The 12,533-nt window shown below is 71.1% G+C and carries 10 protein-coding genes; 5 read left to right on the plus strand and 5 right to left on the minus strand.

What is annotated here, in order from left to right:
• Positions 1-9 precede the first annotated feature (9 nt).
• A complete protein-coding gene (locus ASD43_RS03840) occupies positions 10-696 on the minus strand; it encodes a class I SAM-dependent methyltransferase (RefSeq protein ID WP_056413824.1) in 687 nt (228 codons plus the stop codon).
• Between the two features lie 38 nt (positions 697-734).
• On the opposite strand from ASD43_RS03840, the gene ASD43_RS03845 reads away from it, so the two are divergent.
• Positions 735-2,225: a dihydrolipoyl dehydrogenase family protein gene (locus tag ASD43_RS03845; protein ID WP_082539232.1), complete on the plus strand. Its 1,491-nt coding sequence runs from the start codon at positions 735-737 to the stop codon at positions 2,223-2,225.
• Positions 2,226-2,241: 16 nt separating this feature from the next.
• On the opposite strand, the gene ASD43_RS03850 is transcribed toward ASD43_RS03845, so the two are convergent.
• Complete coding sequence (locus tag ASD43_RS03850; RefSeq protein WP_056413828.1) at positions 2,242-2,883, minus strand: CDP-alcohol phosphatidyltransferase family protein; 642 nt, start codon at positions 2,881-2,883, stop codon at positions 2,242-2,244.
• On the minus strand, positions 2,876-3,607 hold the full coding sequence (locus ASD43_RS03855; RefSeq protein WP_056413831.1) for a TVP38/TMEM64 family protein: 732 nt from the start codon (positions 3,605-3,607) through the stop codon (positions 2,876-2,878). Before ASD43_RS03855 ends, ASD43_RS03850 begins: the two co-directional genes overlap by 8 nt.
• A gap of 73 nt (positions 3,608-3,680) precedes the next feature.
• On the opposite strand from ASD43_RS03855, the gene ASD43_RS03860 reads away from it, so the two are divergent.
• From ASD43_RS03860 to ASD43_RS03875, 4 genes are read left to right on the plus strand one after another with little or no spacing between them, the layout of a single operon-like run.
• On the plus strand, positions 3,681-4,922 hold the full coding sequence (locus ASD43_RS03860) for an ABC transporter substrate-binding protein (protein WP_056413833.1): 1,242 nt from the start codon (positions 3,681-3,683) through the stop codon (positions 4,920-4,922).
• A complete protein-coding gene (locus ASD43_RS03865) occupies positions 4,919-5,794 on the plus strand; it encodes an ABC transporter permease (RefSeq protein WP_056413836.1) in 876 nt (291 codons plus the stop codon). Before ASD43_RS03860 ends, ASD43_RS03865 begins: the two co-directional genes overlap by 4 nt.
• Before the next feature lie 4 nt (positions 5,795-5,798).
• Positions 5,799-6,692 carry an ABC transporter permease gene (locus ASD43_RS03870; protein ID WP_082539233.1) on the plus strand — a complete coding sequence of 298 codons (894 nt, stop codon included), beginning with the start codon at positions 5,799-5,801 and terminating at the stop codon, positions 6,690-6,692.
• Entirely contained in the window at positions 6,689-7,735 is a 1,047-nt protein-coding gene (locus ASD43_RS03875; RefSeq protein ID WP_056413838.1) for an ABC transporter ATP-binding protein, read from the plus strand. The genes ASD43_RS03870 and ASD43_RS03875 overlap by 4 nt, the downstream gene beginning before the upstream one ends.
• Positions 7,736-7,799: 64 nt before the next feature.
• On the opposite strand, the gene ASD43_RS03880 is transcribed toward ASD43_RS03875, so the two are convergent.
• Together ASD43_RS03880 and ASD43_RS03885 are read right to left on the minus strand one after the other, a co-directional pair.
• Positions 7,800-9,284 (minus strand): hypothetical protein, encoded by a 1,485-nt coding sequence (locus ASD43_RS03880; protein ID WP_200946559.1) that lies wholly within the window; start codon positions 9,282-9,284, stop codon positions 7,800-7,802.
• 234 nt (positions 9,285-9,518) lie between these two features.
• Positions 9,519-12,482, minus strand: coding sequence for a DUF5107 domain-containing protein (locus ASD43_RS03885; RefSeq protein WP_056413841.1), 2,964 nt, complete (start codon positions 12,480-12,482; stop codon positions 9,519-9,521).
• Between the last annotated feature and the right edge of the window lie 51 nt (positions 12,483-12,533).

Here is a 12,533-nt window from a genome sequence, read left to right on the forward strand (position 1 = left end):
GGATCTCGGTCAACGCGGGACGTCACTGGCGGACACAGTCGCGGCCACCGCCACGATGTGACCGCCCTTGCGCTCGACCCGTCGCACAGCCGAGGGCTCGAGCGCGTCGCGCTCGAGCATCCGCCACGGCCGGGCGGAGATGTCGGCTCCGCCCGTCGCGCAGGCGAGGCGGGCGAGCGGCGAAAGCACCCGCCAGAAGCCGTGCGGCGGCTGCATGTCGACGATGCACACGCGCGCGCCGGGGCGCAGAGTCGCCAGGGCGCGCCGCCAGGCCTCCTCACGTTTCCCGATCACGCTGAGGGCATAGGTCGCGAAAAGGGCGTCTGCACGGTCGTCGCCACCGCCGTGCAGCTCGGCCACGGCCCGGGCCACCGTCTCCGGTCGAAGCTCGGCAGCATCCGTGCGGATCAGGCGGACCCTGTCACCCCACCCCTCGTGGTCGACTCGTCGCTGCGCCACGGCCAGCATCTCGGGACTGCGGTCGACGCCGATCACGACCCCCGACGGCGCCGTCGCCTCGAGGAGCAGCGCGAAGTTCAGTCCGGTCCCGCACCCCAGGTCGACGACGGAATCCCCGGGGCTCAGGTCGAGCAGCGCGATCCCCGCCTGTCGACCCGCCCGATAGACCGGCCGCTCGCCCGAGAGCACGTCGTACCAGCGCGCGCCCGCGCCGTATCGCCGCATCAGTGCCGCCATCCGCCCTCCCGCTTCCGGGTCCACTCTAGGCTTCAGGAATGAGCACTCCTTCTCGCAGACCGGCACGCGCACTGACCGCGCGCGAAGCGGCAGGACGTACGTGGGACCTGGTCGTCATCGGCGCGGGCAGCGCCGGGCTCGTCGGTTCACGAACGGCTGCCGCCCTCGGCGCACGCGTACTGCTGATCGAGGCGCACCGGTTCGGAGGCGAATGCCTGCACACCGGCTGCGTGCCGTCGAAGGCTCTGATCGCCTCAGCCGCTGCCGCGCACGCCGCGCGCAGCAGTGCGGAGCTGGGTGTGACCGTGGGGGAGGTGCACGTCGACTTCCCCGCCGTGATGCAGCACGTGCACTCCGCGATCCATGACATAGAGCCGGTCGACTCCCCTGAGACTCTCAACCGAGACGGCATCCACACGCTCACCGGTCGCGCGCGGTTCGACGGTCCTCGCTCCGTCGTGGTCGACGGCGCGCGCATCGCGTTCCGTGACGCGCTCATCGCCGCGGGGAGTTCGCCGGTGCGCACGTCGGTCGAGGGCGAGGCATCGATCGACGTCCTCACGAACGAGACCTTCTGGGATCTGGATGCGCTGCCGGCACGCCTGCTCGTGCAGGGCGGTGGCGCGATCGGCTGCGAGATCGCACAGGCGATGGCGCGACTGGGCAGTCAGGTCACGCTGATCCACCGAGGCGATCGGGTGCTGCCGAAGGAGGATCCCGCGGCGAGCGCCGTCGTCCTCGCAGCTCTCCGTGCAGACGGCGTCGACGTGCGCCTCGGCACGACCGTGCGCTCTTTCGACTCCTCCCGATCCGACGACGCTCCGTCACCGTCAGGCACCGCCCAGTTGAGCGACGGCACGACGGTCGTGTTCGATCGCGGACTCGCGGCGCTGGGACGCCGGGTCGAGGTCTCCGACCTCGGGCTGCCGGCAGCCGGTGTGCGCCTCGATCGCCGAGGAGCGGTCGACGTCGACGCCTCGCTGCGCACGTCGAACCCGCGCATCCGTGCCGCCGGTGACGTCACCCCGCTGCCGCGATTCACGCACACGGCCGGCATGTACGGCAGCGTCGCCGCGACGAACGCCGTGCTCGGGCTCTCCCGCAGGATCGACACCGACGTCGTGCCACGCATCACCTTCACCGCCCCCGAGGTCGGAGCCGTCGGCGTCTCACCCGCCGATGCGTCGGCACGCGGGATGAGAGTGGTCGTGCAGCATCACTCGCACCTCGATCGGGCGATCGCCGACGGGCACACCGACGGCTTCACCAGCATCGTGGTCGATCGGCGGGGCAGGGTCACCGGCGCCGTCATCGTCGGCCCGCGGGCCGGAGAGTCGCTCGCCGAGTACACCACCGCGGTCAAGGCCGGAATGAGCGTGCGCACGCTCGCGACGACGATGCATGCGTATCCCAGCTACTCGGATGCCGGGTGGAACGCTGTCGTGAAGGAGGCGCAGCGTGGTCTCCGCGGCGGGGCGGTCGGGTTCGGGATCGGACTCCTGTCCCGGCTCCATCGCCGCAGGCGCTGAGGGCCGACCTCGCGGCTCAGCGCAGGCTGCGGTAGCCGACGACGATGCGCTGCACGGCGCTCACCGCGACGAAGAGCGACCAGACGAGCGCGATCTGCCACGCCCAGAACGGCAGGATGAGCCAGAGCGCGTGCACCGCGATAGTCTCGGTGCCCTCGGCGATCCGGCCGAGGAAGGAAAGAGATCGCCCGTCGTCGATCGTGCGCCCTGTGCGCTCGGCGATCGAGGAGAACGCCAGGAATGCCGTGCCGTTCACGTAGTAGACGAGGAGCACGACGAGGAACGGCCACCAGGGAGCCCCGAACTGCGTCGTGGATCCGAAGGCGACGCCGACGACCGTGGCGCCGTAGACGACGAAGTCGGCGGTGATGTCGAGGAATCCGCCCGCGTGGGAGGGCGCGGAGTCCTTCCCCTCCGATTCGGCGCGCCGTCGGCGACGTCGGGCGAGGGTCCCGTCGAGCCCGTCGGCGACACGCGACACCAGCCACAGCACGAGAGCGACGCCCCACAACTGGAATCCGGCAGTGACGGCGGAGGCGACACCGAGCACGAGCCCGAGCACGGTCAGCCGATCGGGAGTGATCCCCGGTCGATCCAGGGCCGCCGCCGTCGCCTCGAGCGGTCGGGCGAGCACGGCCCGCAGAGAACGGTCAAGCATCGTGCCCGCTGTCTGTCATCTGCGACGGCGACGGCATCGGTGAAGGGCCGTCGCCGTGGCGGCGTCGCAGGATCGCGGCCGTCACGACACCGCCGAGGATGAGCGTCCCCAGCACGGCCACCGCCACCCAGAAGGGCGGCCCGAGTTCGAGCCCGAACGCACCGAGCGCCACGTACGCGGCGGACCCCGGCAGGATGCCGACGGCCGTGCCCAGCGCGTAGTCGCGGCGTCGCACCGCTGTCAGGCCCGCGCCGTAGTTGATGAGCGTGAACGGGATGATCGGCACCAGCCGCGCTCCGAGCACGGCGAGGAATCCACGGTGCGCCAGGGCCGCGTCGAGGCGCGCGACCCGCGCGCCGGTGAGCCGTTCGACGGCTTCCCTGCCGAGAGCTCGACCGATCACGAATGACGCGGCGGCGCCCAGAAGGGCTCCGACGTAGACGAGCACCAGAGCGAGCCAGAAGCCCCACACGAGCCCTGCCGCGATGGTGAGCAGATTCTTGGGCACCGGTGTCAGCGTGAGCGCGGCATACCCCATCACGAAGAGCAGCGCGCCACCCGGTCCGAGACCTGCAGCCCAGTCTCTGACCACGTCGATGTCGCTCGGAGCGAAGAAGAACCCAACCGTTCCGACGACGGCGACGAACAGGAGGAGAAGCAGCAGGCGGACGATCGCCGACCGCTTCGAGGGGGCGTCTCTGACACGCGAATCACCTGCGTCCACAGCATCCTCCCCGACTCCTATACCCTAGTGCGGCGCGACGAGGCCCACACCGATTCCGAAGCGAGGACCCCCGATGAGCAGCACCCCACGACGGTATCGGAGGAGTGCGGCTCTCGCCCTCGCGGTGCCGCTGATCGCCCTCACCGCCTGCGCGGCCCCCGAGAGCAGTGCATCGACGGCCTACGAGGACTGGGACGCGGTGCTCGAGGATGCCGAGGGGCAGACCGTGCAGCTGTGGATGTACGGCGGCGACGATCAGGGCAACGCCTACGTCGACGACATCCTCGCCCCGGCCGTGGCGGAATACGGAGTGACGCTGGAGCGTGTACCCGTCACCGATACGGCGGATGCGCTGAACCGCGTGTTCACCGAGATCCAGGCCGGCCGCGATGACGGCACGGTCGACCTCATCTGGGTCAACGGCGACAACTTCCGCACCGGCAAAGAGGCCGATGCCTGGCTGTGCGGCTGGACCGATCTGCTGCCGTCGATGGCGGCCACCGACCCCGACGACCCGCTGCTGCAGTCCGACTTCGGCACTCCCGTCGACGGCTGCGAGGCTCCGTGGCAGAAGGCGCAGTTCACGCTCGCCTACAACGCCGAGGCGATCCCGAATCCGCCCACCACCCTCGCGGGAGTGCTCGACTGGGCCGAGGCCAACCCCGGACGCTTCACCTACCCGGCCCCGCCGGACTTCACCGGTTCGGTGTTCGTGCGCGAGGTGCTGGCGAGCGTCTCGGGCGGCGCCGATGAGGTGCCTGCCGCGTATTCCGACGAGGCGTTCGACGAGCTGAGCCCTGCTCTCTACGATCGGCTGAGCGAACTCGCCCCGAGCCTGTGGCGCGGGGGCGACACGTATCCTGCGAACGAGGCCGAGCTGGGCCAGCTCTTCGCCGACCGCCAGATCGACATCACGATGACCTACGGCCCGGCGACCCTCACGGATCTCGTCGCCGACGGCACGTACCCGCCCGAGACGACCGTGCTGCCCCTCGAAGACGGCACGGTGGGCAACGCGAGCTTCCTCGGCCTGCCGGCGAACTCCGACTCGGTGGCGGGTGCCATGGTCGTCGCGAACGTCGCCCTCTCGGTCGAGCAGCAGGTCGCGAAGGCGCAGCCCGACGTCTGGGGTCAGTTCACGGTCCTCGACATCGAGAGCCTCTCGGACGCCGACCGGGAGCTGTTCGACACCCTCCCCGAGTCGCCCGTCGTTCCCGGCTACGAGGTGCTGTCCGAGAACGCTCATGGCGAGCTCGCCGCGGAATGGGTCCCCGCCCTCGACGAGGGCTGGCGCACGGGCGTGCTGGACCGATGAGCTTCGCGCCGGTGGCGCGCCGACAGGGGAGCGCCGGTCAGCTCCTCCGCGGCGCGATGCTGGTGCTTCCTGCTGCCCTCGTGACGCTGCTCGTCGTCGGCGGCGGCATCGGCGCGACGCTGTTGCAGGCTCTGGGCCTCATGCCCATCGCCGGCCCGGTGACGCCGGGGGTCGATGCATTCCTCGCGCATCCGGACGACCTCGCCGCCGCGACCGGTGTCTCGATCGCTGTTGCGACGGTGTCGACCGTCATCGCGGTCATCGTCGGCACTGCGGCCGCGGTCGTGATCGCCTCCGGGCGCGCGGGAAGCCGCCTGCTCGCCGCCCTCGGCGCGACGACCGTGACCGTGCCCCACCTGGTCGGCGCTGCGACGATCGGACTGCTGCTCTCCGACGCCGGCGTCCTCCCCCGGCTGCTCGGCATCCCGCCCGAGTCATGGGCTCCCTGGGTGGGCGGCCCCCTGTGGGCTGCAGCGATCGCGGAGTTCGCGTGGAAGGAGTCCGCCTTCGTCGCGCTCGTGGTGACCGGCACACTCGCCACCAGGATCGCGACCTACGACGAGACCGCCGCGCTGCTCGGCGCCGGTCGGTGGCGGCGTTTCCGTCACGTGCTGCTTCCCCTGACCGCGCCGACCATCGTCATCTGCGCGGCGATCAGCTTCGTCTACGCCCTCGGCTCCTACGAGGTGTCCTGGCTGCTCGGCCGCACCTACCCCGAACCGCTGCCCGTGCTGGCCGTGCGGCTGTTCCAAGGCGTCTCGCTCTCCTCCCGTCCGGAAGCGGCCGCCGTCGCCCTCGTCACCTGCGCGATCGCCCTGGTGGCGGTGGCCGGCACATTCGCCGCGCTTCGGCGCACGGCGGTCTGGCGGTGATCCCGTGACCTCGAGCACCCTCACGACGCCACGCGGCCCCGGCCGCATCGTCCGCCTCGCTGTCACCGCGCTGCTGGTGGTCTGGTTCGCCCTGCCGTTCCTTCCCCTGGTGCTGTGGGCGTTCGCCGACGGCTGGTCGTTCCCGTCGCCCCTGCCCACAGCCTGGGGAGTCCAGGGCATCCAGGATGCGCTGGGCTTCGGCCTGCTTCCGGGATTCGCCAGGTCCGTGCTGCTCGGGCTGGTCGTCGCCGCGATCGCCACACCGCTGGGCGCCCTCGCCGCGCGGGCGCTGACGTTCGGCACCGTCCCCTTCCCCCGCACGTTTTCGGCACTGTTGCTGGCGCCCATCGCGCTGCCGCCGTTCGCCGCCGTCCTCGGAGTCAACGTCCTGCTGTTGAGGGCGTACATCCCTCCGGCCATCGGCGTGGTCGTGGTGCTCGTCGTCCTGGCCCTGCCCTACACGACGTTCGTGATGCGCACCGCGTACGGAGGCTACGACCTCTCGTACGAGGAGGAGGCACGACTGCTCGGCGCCGCCCCCGCGCAGGTGCTGCGCCGCGTGCATCTGCCGATGATCGCCCCCGCGCTGGCACGGGCCGCGTTCCTGGCATTCCTGGTCGCGTGGAGCGATTACATCGTCACCGTCATCGTGGGAGGCGGCGAACTCGTCACCCTGCCACTGATCGTGGCGGGAGCCGCCGCCGGACTCGGCAACGATGCCGCCGTCGCCGTCATGTCGCTCGGGGCGGTCATCCCCCCGGTGCTGCTGCTCCTCGCCGTGCTGGCGGTGGGCGGATCCGGTCGCGCGACCGGAAAGCGACGCCCCTCATCCGCTCTCCCGAACACGATCTCTGCCGCCCCGTCTGCCCACCCCACGACATCAGGAGCATCCGCGTGAGCGCCGACCTCGTCCTCGACGGACTCGACAAGAGATTCCCCGGCTCGCCGACGCCGGCGCTGCAGACGTTCTCCCTCACGGTGGCCGCCGGCTCCTGCACGGCCGTGCTCGGCCCCAGCGGCTCGGGCAAGAGCACCCTGCTGCGGGTCATCGCCGGGCTGGAGGAACCGGATGCCGGCACGGTGCGCATCGGCGGGACGGATGTCGCCGGCGTCGCCGCCGAACACCGCGGAATCGGAATGGTGTTCCAACGCTCGCTGCTGTTCCCGCACCTCACGGTCCTCGACAACGTCGCGTTCTCCGACCGCGTCTCGGGCATGAACCGCAGGGCCGCGCGATCCCGTGCCGCGGAGTACCTCGAGATGGTGCAGTTGCAGGGATTCGGCGACCGCAGGGTCGGGGAGCTGTCGGGGGGTCAGGAGCAGCGGGTCGCGATCGCTCGGGCTCTCGCAGCAGAACCGGCGGTGCTGCTTCTCGATGAGCCGTTCAGCGCGCTCGATCCCGCCCTTCGCAGCGACATGCACGACCTGCTCGAGGCGGTACGCCGTGAGGTCTCGCCCACCATCGTGCTCGTCACGCACGATCGCGACGAGGCGGCGCGAGCGTCAGACCGCATCGCTCTGCTCGAGCGTGGCGTTCTTCTGCACGAGGGCACCGTGCTCGACGCGTACCGCCGCCCGCAGAACCTGCGGGCGGCGCAGCTGATGGGAGGCCGCAACGAGGTCACCGGTGAAGTTCGTGACGGCCACCATCACAGTGCGCTCGGAGCGGTGCCGGTGCCACCTGAGACGCCGACAGGTGTCGGAACACTCGTGATCCGGCAGGAGGACGTGGCCGTGCTCGACGACGATGAGCGGGCGGCGCCGTCGGGCGCGATCCCGGGCGTCGTGGAGTCGGTGCGGGTGACAGGTGCGCGCTCCGAGATCGCGGTTCGCTGCGGCGACGTGCTGCTGCACGCCGAGGCGCCGCCGACACAGCGGTGCCCGCTCGGCGGCAGGCTCCTGCTGATGCTGCCGACTGCCGCCGTGCACGTCGTCGCCTGATCCCGCGGGCCGAGTCAGGGGCCGTCGCGCCCGAGGCAGGGGCCGTCGCGGCGCCCCCCGCGGATCAGCGAGTGGCGGCGCGGGCCGCGCCGGTTTCCCTGACGCCCGTGAGACCCGAAGGCCGGGACACGACCTGCGGTTCGACACCGTCGCGGACGGAGGGGATCGGCAGCAGCCGTCGCAGCTCGATGTTCTCGATCGGGTCGAGGACCGAGTGCTGCACGCAGGCAGGAACCAGGCGTCCGTCTTCCGGATGCGCCATCGCGTACATGCACGAGCCGAGGCGCTCCTGCGTCTCCTTGAGCAGGGGATCCTCGGCGACGATGCCCTGTTCCATGAGCTTCCATGCCGGATCGACCTGCTCTGCGTCCATGAAGTTGTGGACGACGAACGTCTTGAAGGAGACCTTGCCCCGCCGCGCCTCGCGCAGCACGCGCCGCAGTCCGCCGGCACGGCGGAGCACGCGTCGGGCGAGACCGATGAGCGGAGGGATGTCGCCCGGGTGGCCGGCGATCGCACGGATGACCTTCACCACGAGCACCGGCTTCGGGATGCCGCCGAAGATCATACCGCCGAAGTGGTCGAGGAATCGGTCGCGAGCGGCGATGTCCTTCGGGTCATCGGGATCGAGCAGGGCGGCGAACCCGCCGCCGACACGCACGCCGACCGTCGAGCGGTTGCACCGCGGGTCGCCGAACTGGGTGGCCTGCCAAGGCAGCTTGTGCCCCGCACCCGCCTCGATCCGCTCCCATACGGCGTCGATCGTGACCTCGCCGAAGTCCTCACGCCAGCGTCGGTCGTCACCGATGAAGGCGGCCGGCTGGAAGGACATCATGTCGAACGGCATCTCGAGAACGTCGCGGGTGACCTGCTCGACCTCGTCGACATTCGACGGCGTCACGGTCATGTTGTGCGCGAGGTAGCTGTCCACACCGTGATCGCGCTTGAGGTCGAGGAACATCTGCGCGAACTTCTCACGGAACGGATTCAGCTCGGCTTCGCTGTGCGGACGCACCGCGCCCTTGCGACCGCGCATGAGCGAGTCGAAGTGGGCGGCGAACGACACCTTGTCGAACCTCGGCTGGCGATCCTCGTCGAGCACCACGTCGAGCAGGTAGTCGTACTCGAAGTCGCCGTGGGTCATCGACATCGGCTCGCGCCCGACCGCGCGCATGGCGAGGAGCGCCTGCGCATGATCTTCGGCCGAAAGCAGGCTGACTTCCCCACCGATCAGCTGCGCGTGGGCCCGAGGTCCCCGAACCTGACGCAGGAACGACATCTGACGCTCGACGTTGTCGACCGTGTGGTCGCCGTCGATGCGCACCTTGTTGGCATCTGCCGAGTGATAGCAGGGCGAACACGTGAGGTTGCACTTGGGAAAGACGCCGTGAGTCCCCTCGCATCCGACCGCGCAGCGCCCGAGCAGCTGGTTCGGCGTCTTCACGTGCTCGGGCAACTCGGACCAGCGGATGGCGAGAGCCCGACGTGTCTCCGGATGGATCGGTCTCGTCTCGAGCTCGATCCGCTTGATCGTCTGTGCGAGTCCCATGGCTTCCTCTCGACTCGGCGAGCGTCCGCACCGTCGACGGGCTCGATGTCCGCGAGTTGTTCGACGCCGAACGCCTCCCGGATTGCCTCCGATTGTCGCACTCCGCAGCTCCACCGGCGAGGCTTCGGGCGAACTCACCCGACAACGGCAGCCGGAGAGAGAGCGGGGCTCACTCGGAGGCCGGGGTGACCGCCTTGCCGGTGACAGGCTCCCCCGGTGCCGCCGAAACGCTCGTCACCGCCCGTCGTCGCCGGTCTCCCTGGCGAAGAGCAGCAGCTCGGGAAGACTCGTCGCGAAGTAGTCCGTCGAGCCGTCGTCGCGGCGGGCGGCCGGCGGCACGTACTGCGCCCTGGCCTCGCCGAGCGACGCCGGCGGGTCGGCACGCGCGAGGCCGAGCGCGTCGTGCACGGCATCCCACGCGGCGAGCGCCTGCCCCTCTCCCCCCTCCCAGGGGCGGAAGCGACGATCGATGAGGATGCGGTGGGCGCGTGCCGCCTCGCCCTCGGCCACCAGCAGCCTGATGTACTCGATCGTGAAGTCGTCGCGGGTCAGCACCAGGTGCTCCGCGGAGCGCAGGCGGTCGAGCCGCTGCGCCGCGGTGCGCCCCACGCGGGCGGCGAGCTGGTCCTGCTCGTAACGGAGTCGGGCGTCGCGCGGCGCGGCGGCGATCGCGCGCTCGTACAGCTCCTCCGCGCGAGCATCGTCGTGGCTGATGTTGTAGGCGGCGAGCGCGGCGTTGCGCAGGAGCACGGCATCCGCACGCCCGAGGGCGATCGCCCGCTCCCCGTGCGCAGTCGCCGCGTGACGACGGCCGTGGGCGTACAGCAGCATGCCGAGCAGCGAGTGGGCGACCGCATCGTCCGGGTCGACCGCCAGCGCCGCTTCCAGCGCATCGAGCGCGTCGAGCCCGAACGGGAACGCCCAGGTCAGGTCGGCCTCGCGAGCGCGGCGACGCTCGTCGGCGGCCCGGGTCTCGTCACCCCGCGTGCGGTGGATCTGCGCCGCGACGTAGTGGGCGACCGGCCGCACGTTGCCGCTCGCGGTCACGGGCAGTGCCGCCGCATCCCGGAGCACACGCAGGGCGTCGTCGAGGGCGCCCGCGTCGCGCAGGTCCCGTGCGACGTCGAGCATGAGGCCCGCGTCGGGTGCGATCCCCCGGCCGGCCAGCACCCGCAGGGTCGCATCGAGGGGATCGGCGACCAGGGCATCGGCGATCAGCGCGTCGGCGGCGGCGTGCTCCCCCGCGCGCCGCTGGAGGATGGCCCGCAACGCGACCCTGCGGGTGTCGTGGCCGACGATGCCGTCGAGGGTGTCGAGCACGCGCACCGCCGCGCGGTTCTGCTGACGCGAGGCGAGCGATCGGGCGAGGGCGAGCCCTGACGCCGCCGCCCAGGTTCCGTCCCACCCCGCCTTGCCGAACGCCTGCTCGGCCTCGATGTGGCGGCCGAGCCGGCGCAGGATCAGGCCCCGCAGGTAGAAGGCCTCGGCATCGGCCGGATTCGCGTTGCGCCGGGTGAGCCGCGCCAGCGCCCGCTCGACCCGCTCGAGGGCGCGCGCGTAGTCGCCGGCCCGGTAGTCGCGGTCGGCGAGGGCGAGGTTGGTGCGCGCGTCGCCGGGATCCCGCTGCAGGGCGGCGTTCCAGTAGCCCGACGGCGATCGCGTGGGGTGGCGGTACTGGCTGAGGTGCAGCCCGGTCAGATACAGCTCCTCGACGGAATCGATGTCGTCGGGGAGCGGAGGCTCCTCGGCCACCCACGGCTCCTCGGCCGCGGCGACCGACGGGGTCCAGCGCACGAGCACCTGTCCGGAGGCGCTGAGCACCTCAACCCTGACGTCGTCTCCCGCATCGATCCCGCCCGCGCCCTCCGCCGTGACCGTGAGCGGCACTCCGGGCACGAGATCCTGCGTCCGCGCGGCGACCACCACGTCGCCGCGGAGGATGCGCGCGGTGGCTCCCGCCTGCGGTGCGGTCACCGCGAACGAGGCCGAGACCCCTCCCTCGCGGTCGACGTGCACCGCCGCATCCGGTGTCGCCTGGTGGGCGACGCCGATGCCCGGGATCGGGTACCAATACTGCGTGAACACCTTCGTCTCGCCGGGGAGGATCCAGGTGAAGTCGGGCTGGTTGTCGGTGTAGACGCCCGCCATGAGCTCGACGTACGGCCCGTCGCCGTCGGTCAGCTGCGCGTCCCAGGCGTGCCCGAAGGGCGCATCACCCCAGGTCCACTGCTTCTTGCCCGGCGACACCCGCCGCTCGGCCCAGTGCACGAACCCGGCCCCCGCGGCATGGTCGTACCCGCCGAAGAAGTCCTGGGTGCTGTCGACGATCATGTACGACGTCGGCACCGGGATGTTGCGATACCAGTCGATGCGATCGGCATCCGGATGCTCGGCGGCCAGCCCCGGGTAGTCCACCCCGTAGTACTCGCGATCGGCGGCGGGGAACCGCGTCAGCGCGCGACGTGCGTGGTCCGCGACGTAGCGCACGTCCTCCGGGAAGAACGATTGGTAGTCGTCGTGCACGCGCGCCGCGACGTTCGCCCACCACAGGAACGACTGTCGCTCGTCCGTGCGGTTGTGCAGCCGCACGGCGAGCTCGACCACCGAGCTGTGCGCACGCAGCCGCACACCGTGCTGCGCCGACATGCGGGCGAACGGATCGTGATCGTGACACCACACCGTCACCGTGCCGTCCTCGTCGACCTCGATCGAGGTCTCCACCGGCAGGTAGGTGGCGGGGCGGTGGTGCTGCGGCCAGTTGAACTCGACGCCGCCCGAGATCCAGGGCCCGGCGAGACCGACCAGGGCCGGCTTGATGACGTTGTTGCGGTAGAAGAAGTCGTAGTCGCTCGTCTTGTCGTACCCGACGTGGATGCGACCGCCGAGCTCGGGCAGCACGACCAGCCGCACGTACTCGTTCTCCAGGTGCACGGCATCCCACTCGCGGACGACCGCCTGGTCGGCGACGCCCTCGGTGAAGGGCAGCGGATAGACCCGCCCGCTCGACCCCTGGTAGACGCGCTGATCGAGGTACATCGGGTACACGCTGGGCGCATCCGCCTCGTATGTGCGGATCGCGAGCGGCTGCCGCCAGGCCACCGCCTCGCCGCGCTCGAGCGCGTCCTGCAGCTCGGCGGGCGCCGCGGGCAGCACGAGGGTCTCGTGATCCGCGTGCGCGGAGGTCTGTTCCTCGGTCATCGTCGGCCTCCTCGTCATGACCTGCGGCGGCTCCCGGCGGCGATGCGCCTC

The organism is Microbacterium sp. Root553 (assembly GCF_001426995.1).
Classification (GTDB): Bacteria; Actinomycetota; Actinomycetes; order Actinomycetales; family Microbacteriaceae; genus Microbacterium.